This window comes from Lysinibacillus sp. NPDC093197, assembly GCF_044754025.1.
Taxonomy (GTDB): Bacteria; Bacillota; Bacilli; order Bacillales_A; family Planococcaceae; genus Lysinibacillus.
Genome location: NZ_JBIVOH010000008.1, coordinates 175,816 through 192,218, shown reverse-complemented (window position 1 = coordinate 192,218; position 16,403 = coordinate 175,816). Strand labels below are relative to the sequence as shown.

Annotated in this window: 16 protein-coding genes; 1 reads left to right on the top strand and 15 read right to left on the bottom strand. The window is 35.6% G+C overall.

Annotation, left to right across the window (positions count from 1 at the left end):
- Positions 1-4: 4 nt before the first annotated feature.
- The 15 genes from ACIP9G_RS18890 to ACIP9G_RS18820 all read right to left on the bottom strand — a co-directional run bounded on the left by ACIP9G_RS18890 (position 5) and on the right by ACIP9G_RS18820 (position 15,378).
- Positions 5-877, bottom strand: a complete 873-nt coding sequence (locus ACIP9G_RS18890; protein ID WP_340826120.1) for a DUF58 domain-containing protein — start codon at positions 875-877, stop codon at positions 5-7.
- Complete coding sequence (locus ACIP9G_RS18885) at positions 874-1,869, bottom strand: AAA family ATPase (protein ID WP_401021388.1); 996 nt, start codon at positions 1,867-1,869, stop codon at positions 874-876. The genes ACIP9G_RS18890 and ACIP9G_RS18885 overlap by 4 nt, the downstream gene beginning before the upstream one ends.
- Positions 1,870-1,880: 11 nt before the next feature.
- Positions 1,881-3,305 (bottom strand): hypothetical protein, encoded by a 1,425-nt coding sequence (locus ACIP9G_RS18880; protein ID WP_401021387.1) that lies wholly within the window; start codon positions 3,303-3,305, stop codon positions 1,881-1,883.
- 12 nt (positions 3,306-3,317) lie between these two features.
- Positions 3,318-4,163, bottom strand: a complete 846-nt coding sequence (locus tag ACIP9G_RS18875; RefSeq protein ID WP_401021386.1) for an ABC transporter permease — start codon at positions 4,161-4,163, stop codon at positions 3,318-3,320.
- On the bottom strand, positions 4,160-5,095 hold the full coding sequence (locus ACIP9G_RS18870; protein ID WP_340826126.1) for an ABC transporter ATP-binding protein: 936 nt from the start codon (positions 5,093-5,095) through the stop codon (positions 4,160-4,162). The genes ACIP9G_RS18875 and ACIP9G_RS18870 overlap by 4 nt, the downstream gene beginning before the upstream one ends.
- Positions 5,095-7,485, bottom strand: a complete 2,391-nt coding sequence (locus tag ACIP9G_RS18865; protein ID WP_401021383.1) for a hypothetical protein — start codon at positions 7,483-7,485, stop codon at positions 5,095-5,097. The genes ACIP9G_RS18870 and ACIP9G_RS18865 overlap by 1 nt, the downstream gene beginning before the upstream one ends.
- 423 nt (positions 7,486-7,908) lie before the next feature.
- Complete coding sequence (locus ACIP9G_RS18860) at positions 7,909-8,796, bottom strand: transcriptional regulator CcpC (protein WP_340826530.1); 888 nt, start codon at positions 8,794-8,796, stop codon at positions 7,909-7,911.
- 67 nt (positions 8,797-8,863) lie between these two features.
- Positions 8,864-9,307 (bottom strand): cyclic-di-AMP-binding protein CbpB, encoded by a 444-nt coding sequence (cbpB, locus tag ACIP9G_RS18855; RefSeq protein ID WP_340826130.1) that lies wholly within the window; start codon positions 9,305-9,307, stop codon positions 8,864-8,866.
- Between the two features lie 349 nt (positions 9,308-9,656).
- The gene (locus ACIP9G_RS18850; protein WP_401021380.1) at positions 9,657-10,880 is read right to left on the bottom strand and encodes an MFS transporter; all 1,224 of its coding nucleotides are present in this window, start codon (positions 10,878-10,880) and stop codon (positions 9,657-9,659) included.
- 11 nt (positions 10,881-10,891) lie between these two features.
- Positions 10,892-11,536 (bottom strand): DUF2268 domain-containing putative Zn-dependent protease, encoded by a 645-nt coding sequence (locus tag ACIP9G_RS18845; protein WP_401021377.1) that lies wholly within the window; start codon positions 11,534-11,536, stop codon positions 10,892-10,894.
- A gap of 120 nt (positions 11,537-11,656) precedes the next feature.
- A complete protein-coding gene (locus ACIP9G_RS18840; RefSeq protein ID WP_401021375.1) occupies positions 11,657-12,457 on the bottom strand; it encodes an arylamine N-acetyltransferase in 801 nt (266 codons plus the stop codon).
- Positions 12,454-13,158, bottom strand: a complete 705-nt coding sequence (locus tag ACIP9G_RS18835; protein WP_401021373.1) for a SagB/ThcOx family dehydrogenase — start codon at positions 13,156-13,158, stop codon at positions 12,454-12,456. The genes ACIP9G_RS18840 and ACIP9G_RS18835 overlap by 4 nt, the downstream gene beginning before the upstream one ends.
- A gap of 12 nt (positions 13,159-13,170) precedes the next feature.
- Positions 13,171-14,388, bottom strand: a complete 1,218-nt coding sequence (locus tag ACIP9G_RS18830; protein WP_401021371.1) for a YcaO-like family protein — start codon at positions 14,386-14,388, stop codon at positions 13,171-13,173.
- Complete coding sequence (locus ACIP9G_RS18825) at positions 14,385-15,155, bottom strand: hypothetical protein (RefSeq protein WP_401021370.1); 771 nt, start codon at positions 15,153-15,155, stop codon at positions 14,385-14,387. The genes ACIP9G_RS18830 and ACIP9G_RS18825 overlap by 4 nt, the downstream gene beginning before the upstream one ends.
- A gap of 94 nt (positions 15,156-15,249) precedes the next feature.
- The gene (locus ACIP9G_RS18820) at positions 15,250-15,378 is read right to left on the bottom strand and encodes a hypothetical protein (protein WP_340826140.1); all 129 of its coding nucleotides are present in this window, start codon (positions 15,376-15,378) and stop codon (positions 15,250-15,252) included.
- 154 nt (positions 15,379-15,532) lie between these two features.
- On the opposite strand from ACIP9G_RS18820, the gene ACIP9G_RS18815 reads away from it, so the two are divergent.
- A complete protein-coding gene (locus ACIP9G_RS18815; RefSeq protein WP_401021367.1) occupies positions 15,533-16,366 on the top strand; it encodes an alpha/beta fold hydrolase in 834 nt (277 codons plus the stop codon).
- Positions 16,367-16,403: the final 37 nt, after the last annotated feature.

Sequence of the window (16,403 nt, the reverse complement as noted above, 5' to 3'; positions counted from 1 at the left end):
CACCTCACCTAATCCAATGTGCTTTTAATAATTGCTGAAAGATTGCATGTTGCAACCCGTCCTCCACCTTGAGTTGCAGTTTACGCACGCCAAAGCGACGGCAAATGGTTTCAAACTCTTCTTCGTGAAGGCGACGTCTTGCCTCATACGTATTTAGTACTTTTGATGACATCGTGACATTTACATCACGCCCTGTTTCACGGTCGAGTAAACGCACATCTCCTGCATAATGAGGGGATAGCTCCTCCTCAGTAACGATTTGTAAAATGCGGACATCTCCTGCAAAACGGGGTAATCTTTTCAATAACTGCTCCCATTCCTCAATAGGTTCAAGCCCATCAGTCACGATGAATAGCACAGTACTATCCTTTGGTAAAGCCTTTAATGCTCCCTGTGCAAAGCCTGCTGTATAAGTTGCTTGTTCAATTTCTGTTACAACTTGCAAAAAGGCACGACGATACATTGCACCTTTACGACGAAACGGTGGCTTCACGTCATCCTGCACATAAGCAAACGATAAACGGTCATCTCGCCCAAGTACCATTAATCCAAGTGAAGCAACGATTTGCCGCGCAAACGTCCATTTTGCTTGATCGCCCATTGATTTTGTTGCATCTAATAAAATATGCACTCTCATTTCTTGCTCATCTAAAAAACGTTTAATAAAATATTTATCGGTTCTTGCATAGACGTTCCAATCTACTTGTCGCACATCATCACCTAAATGATATTCGCGGAAATCAGAGAAATCGAGGGATGCCCCGAAGCGCTGCGAACGATGCGAGCCTTTATGCTGGCCACGCATTTTGGAGGCAGTCGCCACTTGGAAACGACTTATTTTCGCTAACCAATCTTCGGGCAATATGTTTTTTGTCATCGACTTACGCCTTGCTGTACTTTGTCTAAAATAACGTCTATCACATCATCTGCTGTTTTACCTGAAGCCTCCCCTTCATAATTCAGCAGCATTCGGTGACGTAATACGGGCTTCGCCACTGACTTAATATCCCCAACAGACACATGAAAGCGTCCACTCATTAAAGCTCTAGCTTTCGCTAACTTAATTAAGCTTTGCAAGCCACGAGGTCCACTGCCATACATAACATAGTGCCTTACTTCATCGATAGTATCTGCGCTTTCAGGGTGTGTTGCCACAACAAGATCTGCTGCAAACTCAAGCATCTCATCAGCAATCATCACTTCCTTAACCATTTGCTGCGCCATAATTAGTCCATCTGTATCCAAAACTTTTTGTAAGCTTACTTCCTGCGCACCTGTTGTCCGCTTCATAATTTCCATAAGCTCACTTTTCTCTGGATATGGAACGAGAATTTTACAAAGGAAACGGTCCATTTGCGCCTCAGGCAACGGATATGTACCTTCCATTTCAATTGGGTTTTGTGTAGCTAGGACAAAAAATGGTTTTGCCATTTTCTTCGTATCCCCTAAAATCGTAACCGTTTTTTCCCCCATTGCTTCAAGCAAGGCACTTTGCGTTTTTGGTGTTGCACGGTTAATTTCATCTGCCAATACCATTTGACTAAAAATTGGCCCTGGCTGGAATGCAAACTGCTGTCTGCCATCTGCTGTGCGCTCAATCATGCTTGTTCCTGTAATATCAGCAGGCATTAAATCCGGCGTGAATTGAATACGTGAAAAAGATAAATCGAGCACTTCAGAGATTGTACGAATGAGCATCGTTTTCCCTAATCCAGGAAGCCCTTCTAACAGCGCATGTCCGTCTGCAAGGACTGCATATAATGTGTAATCAATTGCTTCTTCTTGTCCAACAATAAAACGATGAATTTCATCTTTTACTTGTTGTAATTTCGTACCCATTTCGACATACTGTTGTTCTGTAAATGCCATGTTTTCTCCTCCTACTGCTGCTCAATAGTCGTGAAATATGATTGCACGACTTGTTGTAAATCCTTCGGCAATTGTAAACGCTCTGAGCTTTCTAAATAGCTGTCTTTATATGAGCCAATTACTTCTTCATACGGTCGGATAGAACCTTTCGTAATCGGTCCATTTCCTTGTTGCTCAGATACATGCGAACCGTCGCCTAATTGCCCGCCATCGACAGTCGTTTCATTAGATCCACCAATTCTAGGTGTAGTTAATAAGTTTCGGCTGCCTTGACCGCTCCCCGCACCATTTCCTAAACCAGAACCTGAGCCACTTCCTTGACCTTGACCTTGTCCTTGTCCTTGTCCTTGACCTTGGCCCTGTCCTTGTCCTTGACCTTGCTGGTTGCCTTGTGATTGCCCGTTGCCTGTTGCTTGCTGGGAACCATTTTGGGAATTATTTTGTCCTTGCTGTCCCGATTGCCCTTGTTGACTGCTCGGCTGTGCGTTACCTGAAGAATGTTGATTCGAGTTTGAATTGCTCTGCTTGTTATTATTTGTACTATTAGCACTAGCAATAGCATTTTGTAATGTATTGCTTGCTGGTTTCCCTAAATTGCTCATCGCAGTTTGCGTTGTATTCGCACTTTGTGTAAGCTGTTGCTGCATCTGAGCAAGCTCTTTCAACTGTGCGATTTCCTCTTTTGATAAAGTGTCATTGTTATTGTCTGCAGCGCCTTCTTTACTCGCAGTCTGCTTATCTTTTAATTGCTGTTCTTTTAGAGCTAATTCCTTCTGCTTTTTCACAACTTCACGTAATGCTTCTTCGGCAGTTTGTGTTTCTTTTAATGTATTTTGTAATTCCTTTAACTGCTCTTTCACTTCTTTTGTCTCTGCTTTTTTCTCTAACTTGGCAACTTCTTTTTTAATGTCCTCAATAACAGCCTTTTCTTTTTCAACTTCAATCGCTTCAATTTGTGTTGCCGCTGGGAACATATAAAGTATTGCTAATACGACAGCTGTCACAAAAAGGCCGACGAAGGCTTGAGTTCGAAACAAATTTTTCTTTCGAGCTTTAAATTCAGCAAAGGCTTTTTCCGACTTTTGGACAGCTTTTGCAAGTAAAGATTGCACGAGTGGATCTTTGTCATCTTTAAATGACAATGCTGTTACTAATTCATTATGAGCGAAGTAATAATCCAACGCATGCAATGCTTCCTTCTCTTTAACACGTCGCCACCACATTAAAACAACTGTAGCAAGTATGCCAATAATAAAGGTAGCAAGCGCAATTTGACGATAATATGGCCAAACAAACAATCTTGATACAAGGACGAGCAAAGCACTCGAAAGCAATGCTAAAAACAACCCGTACTGTGCAATTGGTAGACTTTTCTCAAATGTTAAACTGTTTTTTGCACGCTGAATAAATTTTCGTAATTGCTGTCGACGCTCCATGCTGTTTCCTCCTCATCGATTACTCTTCATATTGGCACGTAATTTTTTAATCGCAATCGATAAACTTAACACGATAATTAAAATATAAACTACTAAATAGGTAATCCATACTGGGAACTTCACTCCGCTAAGCTCGGTTAACGCGTCTCCCATAGATGGAGAAATAAGTGTAAGCATTAAAGCACCTGGATTAATAGATGCCCAAAAATATGTCATAAATGAAGAACCTGTTGCAATCGTATTGCCCATTTGATGGAATGCCATCGATAGGAAGAAGAAAAACGCCGTAATTCCACCTAAAAAAATGATTGAACCGTACGTAGCTATCATTGCGACAATTGTTTTCTTCGTAATAGTTGAAAACATAACACCAATACTGCCAATTGCAACAACTGTTAATAAGTAAAATAAAAAGATTGAAATAAGTTGTGAAGGTGATACCCCACCAAATAAAAATACTAAACTGTACAACGGTAGCCCCGCGATTAACATTAATACTAAAAACGCCACGGATGACAATAATTTACCAATGATAATTTGTGTTGAGCTTTGTGTAGTTGTTAGTAAAATATTTAACGTTTGCTTTTCTCGTTCACTACTAATTGCCCCAGCAGTTAAACTCGGTGTAATGAAAAGAACGAGTGCCATTTGTAAAATTGTCAGTACTGCAAACATCATAAAGCTTGTGTCGGGTCTGAAGAAGCCTTTGCCGGTAAATTCAGTCGTCAGCAGTAAAAAGCCTGCGATAAAAATACAAATCACTGCTAGATAAAACATTAAACCTGAAAAGCTTTTAAAAGAACGGAAGCGTAACTTCAATTCTTTTACAAGTACAGGGTTATAAAACCTTTCCATCATTGATTGTCCGCTCCCTTCGTAATCGCCATAAAGACATCCTCTAAATCTTTTTCTTCCTCACTCAATGCATAAATTGGTAAATCCGCAAGCATTGCCTTTTTCAGTAACATGATTTGTTCACTGTCCGTTCCACGGTAATTAAAGGCAATTTCCAATCGATTGTCCATCACATCTATTGAAGAAATAAGTGGATCTTCTTCCAAAAATGCACGTACTTCATTTAAACAATCCGAAACCTTAATGACAATGCGCTTTTCCCCTTGTAACTGAGCTTGAATAGTAGCAACATTGCCATGGGCAATCAGTTTACCATTATCAATAACGCCAATTTCATCGCACATTTCAGCTAGCTCTGGCAAAATATGCGAGGAAATTAAAATGGTTTTTCCCATGGATTTTAAATTTCGTAAAATATCACGCATTTCTACTCGCGCACGTGGATCTAATCCTGAAGCAGGTTCATCCAAGATTAATACCTTTGGATCATGGATGAGGGCTCTTGCTAAACATAGACGCTGCTTCATTCCTCGTGATAGTAAATCTACATATTCAAAACGTTTATTAGTTAAATTAACGAGCTCTAATAACTGTGGTATCAGCACTTTACGGTCCTGCGTTCCAATGCCATAGCTCGCACCATAAAAGTCTAAATATTCATCTACCTTTAGTTGGTCGTATACACCGAAGAAATCTGGCATATAGCCTATTTGTTTACGCACTTCTTTTGGTTCCTTAATGACACTTTTTCCGTTAATCAATGCATCGCCTGAAGTTGGGGAAAGCAATGTTGCTAAAATCGAAAATGTTGTCGATTTCCCAGCACCATTGGCACCTACGAAACCAAACACTACCCCTTCCTCCAATGATAGATTTAAATGATCTAGTGCTATGAAGGAGCCATACTTTTTTGTTAAATCACGAATCTCAATCATTACTTCGCCACTCCTTTCAGCTCTATTTCAGGTAATTTTGTCTGCTCTCCAGTTTGATCTGGTCCAAATTTAATTTCCAAAAGCAGTTCACCCTTTTCATTGAAATACTGAGTAATATCTTTTGTAAACACCTGCTTTGTATCCACTAATGGCTCATAGGCATTCGTTGTATTATTCCAAATCGATAGCTGCATACGTTTAACATCTTTATTAGAAATTGTGAGCTCATTTAAAGATTGAACGAAGCTCATAAAATTGTCTGGCATCTCTATCGATAATTCGTATAAGCCGTCTGACAAGTACCAAGTATTCAACTGTTCATCTATTTTATCAAAAAAGGCATTTGATGATTGTGGGCTCAAATTATATGAAAAGTTGTTGCGTTTCATCGTAAATGGACCGGACATTTCAACTTTTCCATCAAATGGCTGTACAAAATAAGAAATAGGCGACATCTTGACGCTTGTTTCAAGTTCTACGCCAACAATCGCTTGCTCTGCCCAAGCTGTAATGACTGGTTGTTTTTCATTTTCTACTAATTGAAGTGCCTGAGATTTCATGCGTTCAATACGTATTGGGTCAACCTCTTCCTTCGACTTTGGATTATCATAATTATAATTATTAAAGTTTGAAGGCTTTTGAAGAACCGTTGTTTTCATTTCTTTATCCACCGTTAGTGTGGCATTTGGTTCAATATCACCAAGCTTCACTTCTTTCGTGCCCGATATTACAGTGACATCCTTTAGAGCAAACGGGAAGTTATTTTTAACTGTTCCTGAAAGCTTTTCGTCTTTTAATGTAATATCAACATCCATTTTGCCAATATTTTGAGCTGCAGTTTTTCCTCCAAAAGATTGTACAGACCAATAGCTTAAATCACGTAATGTTAATGTCGAACCATTTGCGTGCTCCTTAATATACGATGATTCATGTAATGAACCCGCTGCACCGGAGAGATTATAGTTATTACGGAATGCTAGTGCAGTCGTAGCCTTATCTGCATTCACAACAAAATTACCACTTCGATTTGTTAAAATCGATTCAACATAATAGCCATTTACGCTACTATCTTCATTTACTTTAAAAAATGCCGATTGTTGTACTTGTGGCTGTACAATACGATCTTTTGCACCAAAAATAAATAGCGCAATCGATAGGACAACAGAAATAGCAGGAACTACCCACCAAGCATGCTCACGTTTATCCATTTTCTTTAGAACAAAGTAAAGGATTGGACCAATTACTAAAATATAAAGAATAATGACGATGAGCATATAAGTAACAGACACTTCAAATGATGGGAATAACTCATTAATACTACCTAGCTCATAAGAAAGCTGATCCATCGTTGATTGACCTTGCATCGTTGTTTGTTGAGACATTGTTTGAATATCTAGCATTTTCGCCGTTAATGCCGCATAACCATCCATCGATGCTAAAGGCTGATCTCCTAATGAAAACGTTGTTTGCACAATTTCTCCACTACCAACCTGTTTCTTAGCTGCTAGAATAATATTATTGTCCTTTAATACTGGGACACTTCCTTCGTTTTCTGTTGCTGTATATACCGGTATTGCTTGTGTGAAAATACCGCCTCCAGATAATTTTGTTAAGCTATCTGCTGAGACACTTGTCATTTGTTGGGATAATGAAAGTGGTAAATAGTCTTTAAAAACGCCCGCTGTTGCATTGATTTGCTCAGCGCCTCCAAGTAATAATGTACCGCCATCTTGTACCCATTTTAATAATGCTTCCTGTTGTTTAGGTGATAAATCAGCAATGGCTATCTCATCTACTGCAATGATATTCGCCATCTCAAAGCCTTGTGCAACTTCAGGTAATGTATAATCCTTTAGTTGATTTAAATTAAAAATTTCAACACTATTTGATGGTACAAATTGTGATAATCGCAAATATGCCGATAATCGGTCACTTTTATCTGTTAGCGTATAAATAAATGTTGAATTTGCTTCTAAAAAATTAGCCTGCAAACGTTTTGTTCCTTTATATGCGACCTTTTTTCCTTTTTCAATATCGCCCTCATAAAAGGCAAATAAATCGGCATCGGAATATCCGTAGTCAGCTAAGCTGTCTAAATATAATGTAAATGTTTTTTCTTCACCAGCTGCTATATCGATTGGAACGACTAGTGCTGATGCAGCCTGATAAGAATTAAAGGTATTAATGGCCATATCTCCCGAAAAGTCAGCACCATTATTTTTTACCGTTACTTGCAATGGTGTAACTGATTGATATTTAGCCTTTCCTGAAATCCCTGCCTTAGCTTGTACCTCTAAAGTAGGTGCTGCGCTCGCCTCGGAGACAGGCAGAGCATAACCTACAACAAGCATTAATAATAGTATTAGTACTGTAATATTTATTTTTTTCAAAAGCTCAACCCCTTTTTCTTACTTTTAGATGATTACATAATTATACGTTTTATCGGGCATTTTGTTCCATTTCTTATGATATCTTCATGAATATTCATAAACTCTTAAGATTTAGGGAGAAATATAAATAGAGGTTGGGCCTATTTTTGCTACCCGTTGATGTCCGCTATGGCGGTTGCTTTCCGCGGGCACACCGTAAGCCGCAACGCTCGCTAACGCGCGGAATGCCCGCATCTTACGCTGCGTGCGTTCCATCAGGAGTCACCGCCTCCGCTACCATCAACTAATTGGATTCTATCTATGCCAAATGAAAGAATATATATGTTCTCCTTCATAATAAGCACAGCAAAAAAGTGTTAGTTTGACGGCAGTCAATCTAACACTTTTTCTCTTTTGTCCCAGCCTTTTTTAGCATTGGGATATTTACTTTGTATAGTCAAACAGACATCGCGCATGATCTTGCACGACTTCTACAAATGCCTCAACTTGTCGTAATTCAAAAGAAGACTCATAGCCAATTAACCATGTATCTCGCGTTAAACCGAATTCTTTTTCATCGTTTGTTAGTGCGATTTTATTAATATTATCATGCTCATTTAATGTGATTGACGGTAAGATAGCATAACCTATGCCATTTAACGCCATCTGCTTACATATTTCAATTTGGTCCACTAAAATTTGTCTTCTTGGATTTGAAGCAAAATGCTGTTGCCACCATTGCTGTATTTCCTGGTAATAATTTGAATCACTTTTGAATTGAATAAATGGGCGATCAGTCGTTAACACATCTTCAATCGTTTTTAATTCTTGGTCGACTAAGTACAGTGTATCTCGGAAAAGATGAATCTTTTCTCCTTTCCAATCGACCTGACCACGCACAATTCCGACATGAGCCTCTCCTTCATATAAAGCTTTGACAATTTCTGAGCTCCAGCCAGTCATAAGTGATATTTTAGCTTCTGGATATTTTGTCACAAAGTCCTTTAATATTTGGGGCAACCAGTTTTGCCCTACAATCGAAGCACAAGCAATTTTTAGTGTCCCATTAACTTTTGTCGTTAAGGATTGAATCATTTCAAAGATTTCTTCTTTTTTAGTGAGCATGTCTGTTGCATAGGCAATGACGTGCTCCCCTGCAGGTGTTGCTGTTAGTCCTTTTTGTGAACGAATAAAAAGCTGTGCACCCCAATCTTTTTCAATCGATTGCAACCGTTGTGAAAGTGCAGGCTGCGATAAAAACAACCGCTCCGCTGCCTTACGCATATTGCGTTCCTCAGCTAAAACTTTCAAAATTTCCGCTTCTGTTGCCATCAATTACCTAAACCTCCAATACAAGTAAAGGGGGACCTCATGATTTTCATCTGAGCTCCCTCTTACACTACTTTTCTTTTTGATAGATATATTTTTTCAACTGCTTTAAAATAACGCGTCTTGTTAAAATTCCTGTAAATGTACCATCTTCATCTATAACACATAAAAATGCATGGTTAATAACCAAATCTAAAGCGCGTTGGAATGTATCCGTCATCTTTAATACGGCTATATTTTTCTCCATTATTGTATCGACTTTAATATCTGGTAATTTTTCATATTCAATATGTTCGAGACCTAGAATGGATTCGGTAATCATTTTCATGCTCAGTAAACCTTGAAGTCGATATTTCATATCTAATACAGGTATTGATGAGTACCCCGTACGTGTTAGAACAAGGAGTGCATGCTCAGCACTATTACCAATTTGTACATGCGCGACCTTTTCGGATGAAATAATAAAATCACTAATTGGCATTGCTAATAAGTCTTTGCTGTTAGTTGAAATCATGAAATTCTTCTCCTTTTCTGTCCTTGCTTTGCAGAACAGGATCCTTCTCTTTTATCATATCACAATGTTTCCGAATATGACCACGACAAGGTCAAGAAGAGTTTATTATAAATAATGCATATTATGGGCATTTCCCATTAACACCTTCTTCTGTTCAAAGCATATTAGGAGGAATATTTTTATATTCTCCTCATTTACATAGATAATGCATCTTCACTGTAATATCTATTTATGTATGTAATGCTAAAATATCTTTGATTCGTTTTAATACTCTTTCCATATACAAAATTCATCCTCAGCTTTATACAATGTATTCGCATATGGAAAGGACATTTTGTTGCCGTTATTTTTAATTGTCAGAATTGTTTGTGTGCCTGGCACTAAAAATAATAAAAAATACGATACCTGTTAGTATTTCAAGAGTACCACTTATGATTGGGACAAATCTGATACCTAAGCCTTCTATAATGATTCCAGTAAATAACGCACCAATTTGTATTGCAGCCAATGTAACGGTATTCCACAAGCCAAAGACTCTCCCCTGTAATGCTTCTGGAACCTGTGTCTGCATAATGTATCTTTCAAATGGGGCTAATATCGCTGCGCCGATTGAAAAGATAATTAGTGCAAGTATGCCTTGATATATACCATTAGTAAAACCGAAAAGTATCCATCCTAATCCAATCAATCCATAGATAAAGCTGTATTTAATTTTATTGCTTAGCATAAATTTCTTCTGAGCTATTTTATACCCAACAATAATTGCAATTAAACCTTCAGCGCAATACAACATGCTAATCCCATAATTTTGCATTTTATATATATTTGTAACATATTGCTGAAGCATTAAATTAAAGGTTCCAATAATTATTCCCATTGTTAATGCAGAAATCAATACGATCCCCACTAATTTATTTTGCTGAACAACTTTTAAACCCGTTATAAATTCTTCTTTAAAATTCTTTTCTGATTTTATTTTCTCACTATGCTTCCAGTTACATAAATAAATATTAACTGCTGATATTAAATATAGGAATGAGGCGATAATCCATGCTATCTCTAGAGGAAAAAACGAAATCACTAGTCCCCCGATTGAGGCTCCTGTAAGTCTTATAACACTTGTAATGGTATAGCTTAAAGAGTTAGCAATAACTAAATCTTCTCCATTGACGATATTTTTCACTAATTTTTGAGAGGCGATAGAAGAGAACGAATTTGATATTCCAATTATGAATCGAATAACAAAAAATAATACCCAAGATATGTTCATATCGAATTGTGGAATAAATATATAAACTAAAAATAATATTGCATTAAAAAAATCAGCAAAAACTATTAACTTCCTAATATTCACCCTATCTACAAAAACGCCAGTAAATAAGCTAAATAGAATAGGTGCAAGTCCACTTATTGACCATAATAATCCTAACTGTATCCCATTTTGTGTTATTTTATCTAATAGCACAAGCATCCCTATAAACGAAATCCATGATCCTAATCCAGTAAAAATTGAAGACATTTGTAATCTTTTAAAATCTGGATACTTTCTCCATATATACGAAATTGTATTCATTTTAATGTTAATCACCTATCTATACTAGTAGCGTTATAATAAATTTGATAAGGATTAAGTCGTATTAAATGTTCGAATTTTATTTGTGGCTCTTTCTTCCTAAAGTTATTAACAATGTAGTATCCCATCGAATAACCTAACCACAATGGGTATTCCAACGTATTACCATACATAAATTTTTGAATGTCATCCGCTTTCGTTAAAGAAAGCTTATGCCTAAAACGTTCTATATACAGATTTATTTCATTGTTACTTAACGACGTTGCCCATTCCCCAACATAGTCTTTACCAAGAGCATCTTCCACAAATAATTCTGAACAACCCTCATCTATCATTACATCTAGTAAAGTTTTTGGTTCTTTCTTTTTGACGATTGTATTGCGAACAACATGCTGGTATTCATGGAAGGAAATACTTTGAATAAATTTTGAATCCACCCTTTTATCAACATTTAAATATATAAAAATATTTGAGGTCCCATCTGTATGTGCTAAAATTCCGCTCATTTTTTCTAAATAAAATACATCCGTCGTAATTAACGGCAGAAGAAACACATTCGTAGGAACTTCCATTAATTGATTACTAGCTGACTTTATATAAGTCGCCACTTCATGTTCGATATTATGGTATAAGTTTTCCTTTTTATCATGCATCATTTGACTAAAACCAGTTTGTATTAATTGATTAATATCTAAAGCTGAGCTAAATATAACAAGTTTTTCTTTTACTTGATCGATAGGTTTATCAATTAAATTAATTACATTAACTATAGCTACTCACCTCATCTTGCTTTTATAATGTTGGTCCAATAAATAAATATAATCGTCCCCATCCACATTAAAATTATTGACAAGTATGTTTTTTAATTCAACTGTATTTGTATAGTCATATTGGACATCTTTAATTTTTTTCCCTTTATAAAACTCCTTATAGCTATTGTTAACTAGAAATAAAAAAGTATCTTCATCCTTCCATTTATTAATATATAAATTTTGAAGAAAGGTATTATCTTCATTCATCGAATTTTCCCATTCACGCCAAAAATCATGAACACTTAGGAAGCTACCATCCCACCTTTTTGCGGGTTCTCCGCCACACAGAAGGGTGCCGCTTTCATTTTCAGGCATATACCTCCATTCAACAGAATGCACGTGATTTGTTACTATCCAATTTTCTCTTAATGGGAAAGGCTTAAATAATGGCGCCCAAAAACCAACATCAACGTAAAACTCTTCCGCATCGTAGCTGACAACTAACGCAAAATGTAGTTCCTCTAATTTAATTATTTTCACTTCATAATTAAGTGAATGTAACAGATTATAAAGACCCCACGTGAGATGAAAGCATGTTCCACCATAACCATTTTGAGAAACAGATTGGATATATTGATTAACATCTACGTAATTCTCTTTTAATATTTTTTTAGCGTTATAATCTTGAGATTTTCTAACTGTATCGAATGGTATAGCTAACTGATGATTTAAGATAATTCGCGAAAGCAAGTCAAAACGTGGTAAATGTAAGACCATAGAGTCATCAATGCTCAATAATCTTAAATATTCTCTATATGCCATCATGTAAACTCCCCCTTTTGACCAATACAATATAAATATAGTGGCACTTCATCTAATGGTAGATTAAGTGCACTATGTAATTTGTCATCATAAAAGCCACCAATAGCACAACAACCTAAATCTGGATTATCCATAATTGCCCTCGAAATATTTTGACCGATGTGACCTGCTTCAAGAAGGGCGTATCTATACCCTCTTGCTCCGTATTTATTAATTATGTCTTCCATTCTTGCCGTCATTACTATGACAAATGGAGCGCTATAAACAAAACTATTATTAGTAGGTAGAAATGAATCAAACGCTATTGCATCACGTATATAATTAAGTTTTGCTTCTGATCTAAGGTAATGATATGTTCCTTTTAAATAATGGCTAGTAGATGTTAGCACATACATTTCAATTGGATACAATCCACCAGCTGAGGGGGTTAAAGATTTAATTTCTTCCCCCTTTTTCTCTAAAAAGTAGCTCTTTTTTAATATTTGTAAAAGTACATCCATTGTCATATCCACTTTTTCATAACTTCTAAAGGAACTTGTTATAGTACCGTTAACATTCGACACATCGCAATAATTTTTATGACTAAGTGGATATAGTTTGCCATCACTATCTATGTTAAAACTTTTCCCCGGAGCATTTAAAATTTGCGAAAGATAGTTTTTTGAATTATTATGATAAAACTCGTATATATATGAATCTTTCAAATAAAGCCCTCCTTATGGAAATGGGTGTGGTTCTGTATTTATTTTTCTCCCTAATTTAGAAGCCGTTTCTTGTAACCTTGGGCAATTGAGTAGTGGATCATTAATTGAGAGAAAACACAAAGTGGGTATTATCACTCTTACAACAGATAATCCCATTTGTTTTACATCTTCAGTTGTAATTTCACTATAATATATTTTATGACCTAGACGAGTAATCCTTTCAACTGCGTCAGTAAATTGCACACTACGGTCTTCTACGGCAATTTTAGGTATAGAATTAGGAAGGAGCTGCAATAAAATTTCATCATTATTGCCAGCTAAATAATATAGTGGATGATCATCTAAAGTAGATGTATGATCAAGCTTTTTAGGAATAGGCTCTTTATAGTGATTTATCAACTCATAATAAATCGAAAATCCTCCTAACCCTTCTTCAATTGACTTTCTAATTGCATGCAAGTATTCGAGTGAGCTAGCACACCCTAAGTAAAATCCAGCATTCCCTGTAACTTTTACAACAGTTAATATTGTAGGCACTTCCAAATCAGTGCTAATATCATACACCCTCAATTGTAGATTGCTATTTTCAGCAAGCTCCAATAGTCTTTTTACATATTCGTTGTGAACCGTATTTAAATCAATTTCTCCTCGTACGCAACCAAGTAACCAAAATTTCACAAATGCATCTCTTTCAATACATTCATTAAAACCACTTAAAATTGCTTTCTCTAAAGTTTGGCCACAAGCTAATCCAGTAGAAATTAAATCCCGTAATGGCAAATGACTAGGAGGGCTAGTTAGAAAAATCAGTTCAAATGGGACTAATATTTTTTTATTATCTACTACATCTTTTGCCTCAACCCATGCTCTCGGTTCGTTAACGTCGACTTCTTTGTACATCGTATTATTCTTATATTGTTCATCTGTATATCGAGTAATAAATGTAGGATTAAGTGCCTGATGACTAATATCTGCATATTTTCCGATATAAATGTCTTTCATATTAAACTGATTAGCACAATACCTCTCAACACTTTCTCCAATTGCAGCAGACTTAGCTTGCTCCCTACTTATTGAAAAGCCAGAGCCACTACTTATATAATGATTATCACCATTAATTACTGCTAAATAGCGAAATAACCTAGGTGACCCTGGCAAAGGGTAAATTTCGTTTAATGTTGAAATAAAGCTTGCTCTTAAAGTATCCTCTATTATTATTTGATTACTCATAAACTAACCTCACCCCTACAAAACTCACAGTCAGGCATTTGATATACAGGATATTTTTTAATTTCAAGTTCCTCAGCGTCAAAAACGATTTCAGTATTAAAGCATAGTGTTGGCGTTTTAGCTCTACAGTACTTTAATAATTCTTTTTCAATAAAAGGCGCTAAAAAAGCTTCTAAATTGCCTAAACTTTTATTTTTTATAGGCTCTTCCTCCGCTCTACTAAGGCGTTTTTGGAAGCAATTGTAACAAGGACCTCCATCAGGAAAGAAAATCGGTCCCATAAAAAGTTTAGAATAGCTAAAGGAATATTTTAACCAAGGGACTTCAATAGCTCTTAAACGTTTATGTACCTGTGAAAAAAAACTACTACCATCATTATCAAGTGCTATTACAATGTCTGTGTTTTCTAATGAGATATTTTCTAAATTAGTAAAAGTTATAATTTGATTTAAAGTAGGAATGTCAAAAATTCGCTGTAACTTTTCACTATTTAAACTTCCAGAAACTATGCTCACTTTCAGCATTGGTGCATCATTAATCGAAACAATTCCAACTTTCTCTAAATCACTTATATTATTTAATAATTCATGTTCTTCCATATGGATTAATTCGCTTATTTTTGTCAAAGGAATTGTACCTGTTAAATAAGGAAATAACTGATTAAAATTTGTTACACCTTCTCCATCTATCTCATAACCTACTCGATCATTAATAAATATTAGCTTTTCAGATAAACGTTGTAGTTCCCCGTTTGATTGAATATACATATTTATCACCTCAAAGTTACAAAAAAGTAGCAAATTTAAAAAATTCGCTACTTTTTTAAATTTTTATATCTAGATGGTACGAAAATATTTGCTCTTATTTTTTTAATGGACGAGCTTCACTTCCACCTCCACAACAGCAACCAGCTTGTAGTAATTGTTGTGAATCTTTTTTAGTCTTTGTGTTTAATGATTGAACATCTACACTTTTAATTGTTAATTTCATATTTAACACCTCCTTGCATATAATTATACTAATTTTTAATATTTTTACAATAAATATATTTATCAAATTATAAAATTACTTATTTTTATACGTATTTTATAAATAAACTTATTGTAATAGTGTTATAATAAATAAAAACAATTGGAGGCACCTTATGTGGACACAATATATGATTGAAACCCCTCGAGGACACTTTGAGTATTTTAAAATGGGAAATGGTGAACCAATTTGTATAACGCATCAATATACGGAGTTTAATAGTAAGGGCAATATATTCGCAGCTCCTTTTACTAAACACTATACTGTCTATTTAATTAATTTAAGGGGCTGTGGAAACTCTAGCGATTCAACATTAACTGATGACTATAGTTTTATGACTAGTGTTAAAGATTTGGAAGCAATCAGAATATCACTAGGCTTGTCACAGTGGAGCTTTGCTGGTCATTCTGCTGGAGGTATGTTGGGTTTAATTTATGCGATAACAAAGCCAAATTCTTTACAAAAAATTATAGTAGGTGGTTTGTCCGCATCGTCAAAATATATGTCGCATCCAGATAGCATATATTGTAAAAGTAATCCTAATAATCCAAGGTTATTAGAAATTTTAAAACTTCTTAAAGATCCATCTAAAACTTTAGAAGAACGAAGAGCGTTAAATAAAGAATGGAATCTAATGTCCATTTATAAAAAAGAAGATTACGATATCATAATGTCTCGACCTAATAGTGGAAAGGCAGTAAACAAAAGATTAGATTATTTTATATCTACGGAACTAAAAAACTATGATATTACTGATAGCTTAAAAGAAATAGATAGCCCTTCTTTTATTTATTGCGGAAGGTTTGATACACAATGTCCTTTAGTTTTTTCTGAAGAAATCGCCACGGCAATTAACAATTCTAGCTTAACGATATTTGACGAAAGTAGTCATAATCCATTTGTCGAAGAAGAAGAGGCATTTAATAATTTTGTTAAGTCGACTAAATAAAGAAAAAAGCTATTCCCCACATATAGGAGGAATAGCT

Excerpts from the sequence above, each read along its gene's own strand:
- ACIP9G_RS18830 (WP_401021371.1), bottom strand. The coding sequence starts at position 14,388 with ATGAGTAATCAAATAATAATAGAGGATACTTTAAGAGCAAGCTTTATT.
- cbpB (WP_340826130.1), bottom strand. The coding sequence starts at position 9,307 with ATGATTTCAACTAACAGCAAAGACTTATTAGCAATGCCAATTAGTGAT.
- ACIP9G_RS18820 (WP_340826140.1), bottom strand. The coding sequence starts at position 15,378 with ATGAAATTAACAATTAAAAGTGTAGATGTTCAATCATTAAACACAAAG.
- ACIP9G_RS18885 (WP_401021388.1), bottom strand. The coding sequence starts at position 1,869 with ATGGCATTTACAGAACAACAGTATGTCGAAATGGGTACGAAATTACAA.
- ACIP9G_RS18840 (WP_401021375.1), bottom strand. The coding sequence starts at position 12,457 with ATGATGGCATATAGAGAATATTTAAGATTATTGAGCATTGATGACTCT.
- ACIP9G_RS18815 (WP_401021367.1), top strand. The coding sequence starts at position 15,533 with ATGTGGACACAATATATGATTGAAACCCCTCGAGGACACTTTGAGTAT.
- ACIP9G_RS18860 (WP_340826530.1), bottom strand. The coding sequence starts at position 8,796 with ATGGCAACAGAAGCGGAAATTTTGAAAGTTTTAGCTGAGGAACGCAAT.
- ACIP9G_RS18890 (WP_340826120.1), bottom strand. The coding sequence starts at position 877 with ATGACAAAAAACATATTGCCCGAAGATTGGTTAGCGAAAATAAGTCGT.
- ACIP9G_RS18845 (WP_401021377.1), bottom strand. The coding sequence starts at position 11,536 with ATGATGCATGATAAAAAGGAAAACTTATACCATAATATCGAACATGAA.
- ACIP9G_RS18870 (WP_340826126.1), bottom strand. The coding sequence starts at position 5,095 with ATGATTGAGATTCGTGATTTAACAAAAAAGTATGGCTCCTTCATAGCA.
- ACIP9G_RS18875 (WP_401021386.1), bottom strand. The coding sequence starts at position 4,163 with ATGATGGAAAGGTTTTATAACCCTGTACTTGTAAAAGAATTGAAGTTA.
- ACIP9G_RS18880 (WP_401021387.1), bottom strand. The coding sequence starts at position 3,305 with ATGGAGCGTCGACAGCAATTACGAAAATTTATTCAGCGTGCAAAAAAC.
- ACIP9G_RS18850 (WP_401021380.1), bottom strand. The coding sequence starts at position 10,880 with ATGAATACAATTTCGTATATATGGAGAAAGTATCCAGATTTTAAAAGA.
- ACIP9G_RS18825 (WP_401021370.1), bottom strand. The coding sequence starts at position 15,155 with ATGTATATTCAATCAAACGGGGAACTACAACGTTTATCTGAAAAGCTA.